Annotated in this window: 2 protein-coding genes and 1 pseudogene; all 3 read right to left on the bottom strand. The window is 61.9% G+C overall.

Going from position 1 to position 1662, the window contains the following annotated elements; all coding sequences use genetic code 11:
• A pseudogene (locus tag EN939_RS33200) lies at positions 1 to 597 on the bottom strand (Fe-S cluster assembly protein SufD); the annotation flags it as partial.
• A 19-nt stretch (positions 598 to 616) separates the two neighbouring features.
• Complete coding sequence (gene sufC / locus EN939_RS33195; protein WP_023810312.1) at positions 617 to 1372, bottom strand: Fe-S cluster assembly ATPase SufC; 756 nt, start codon at positions 1370 to 1372, stop codon at positions 617 to 619.
• Positions 1373 to 1397: 25 nt separating this feature from the next.
• Positions 1398 to 1662 (bottom strand): SufD family Fe-S cluster assembly protein (locus tag EN939_RS33190; RefSeq protein WP_206528413.1); only part of this gene is annotated, 265 nt, incomplete at its 5' end.

The raw sequence follows: 1662 nt of genomic DNA, 5'->3' as shown, positions 1-1662 counted from the left end.
GCCCAAGGCAGCGCCGTCACCCGTCTGACGTTCGACGATGACGGCCTTGGCGCCGGCGCCGACACGCACTCGCAGGCGCACATGGGTCTGGCCGCCAGCCTGCAGGTTCTGCAGCTCGACCGGCTTTTCAAGTTCCACACCATCGGCGATGTCGACAAAATACCCGTCGGCGACGAAAGCCGTGTTCAGCGCGCCGATGGCGTCGTCGCTGCCATAGGGATCGAGCCCAGCTGCTGCGCTGCCGTCGATCAGCTTTTCCGACAGGCGCTGGAAAGAAACGCCTTCAAGAACCGGCACTTTGGCGTCCGACTTGCCGTTCAGGATCGACACCACGGTGGAACCGTCGACGATCGGTGCAACGGCTTTGGCCATGGCGGCGGGGTCGAAGTCCGGCACGGTATTCAGCAACCGGCGCAGGTCGGTGTAATGCCAGGATTCGACACGCCGCGTCGGCAGGCCGTGCTTGATCGTCTCGATGGCGTCGTCGCGCTTCAGCATCACCGCGCCGTCACCCGGCAGCAGCGACAGCCGGTCGCCGAACGCGTCGATCAACGCTGTCTCGGCCGGTGTCCGCTGCGGTTGTGTGTGCATGTTCATCGGTATTACCTCTGGCATCTCACGCGGCTTCGCCGATCACGCCGGCATAGCCATTGGCTTCCAGGTCGAGCGCCAGCGACTTGTCGCCGGACTTGATGACCTGGCCCTTGTAGAGCACGTGCACGGTGTCGGGCACGATGTGCTCAAGCAGGCGCTGGTAGTGGGTGATGACCAAGAACGCCCGGTCCGGCGCCCGCAGCGCGTTGACGCCGTCGGACACGATCTTCAGCGCATCGATATCGAGGCCGGAATCGGTCTCGTCGAGCACGCACAGTTTCGGCTCCAGCAGCTTCATCTGCAGAATCTCTGCCCGCTTCTTCTCGCCGCCGGAGAAGCCGACATTGAGCGGCCGCTTGAGCATCGCCATGTCCATGCTGAGCGAGGCGGCGGCTTCCTTCACGCGCTTCAAAAATTCCGGGATCTTCAGCGGCTCTTCGCCACGCGCCTTGCGCTGCTCGTTCATCGCCACTTTCAGGAATTCCATGGTGGCCACGCCCGGTATCTCCATCGGATACTGGAAGGCGAGGAAAATGCCTGACGTGGCGCGCTCGGCCGGATCCATTTCGAGGATCGACTGGCCGTTGTAGAGGATGTCGCCTTCGGTCACCTCATAGTCCTCGCGGCCGGCGAGGATGTAGGACAGCGTCGATTTTCCCGAGCCGTTCGGCCCCATGATCGCGGCAACCTCGCCGGCTTTCACCGTCAGGTTCAAGCCACGGATGATTTCGGTGCCGTCATCGACGATGCGGGCGTGCAGGTTTCTGATTTCAAGCATTCTTGTTTCCTGAATATTTGTCCGGTCAGCCGACCGAGCCCTCAAGGCTAATCCCAATCAGCTTCTGCGCTTCGACGGCGAATTCCATCGGCAGCTGCTGGATGACGTCCTTGACGAAACCATTGACGATCAGCGCAATTGCTTCCTCTTCGGGGATGCCGCGCTGCATGACGTAGAATTTCTGGTCCTCGGAAATCTTCGAGGTCGTCGCTTCGTGCTCGAACTGCGCCGTCGAGTTCTTGGCTTCCATGTATTGCACGGTGTGCGCGCCGCACTGGTCGCCGATCAGC

The sequence above is a fragment of the Mesorhizobium sp. M7A.F.Ca.CA.002.05.1.1 genome, from assembly GCF_003998335.1.
In the GTDB taxonomy this organism is placed as follows: Bacteria; Pseudomonadota; Alphaproteobacteria; order Rhizobiales; family Rhizobiaceae; genus Mesorhizobium.
The sequence above is the reverse complement of the archived record's forward strand: the minus strand, read 5'-3'. Positions and strand labels throughout refer to the sequence as shown.

Bases quoted from the DNA above. Each gene is read 5' to 3' on its own strand.
- sufC (WP_023810312.1), bottom strand. From the start codon at position 1,372: ATGCTTGAAATCAGAAACCTGCACGCCCGCATCGTCGATGACGGCACC.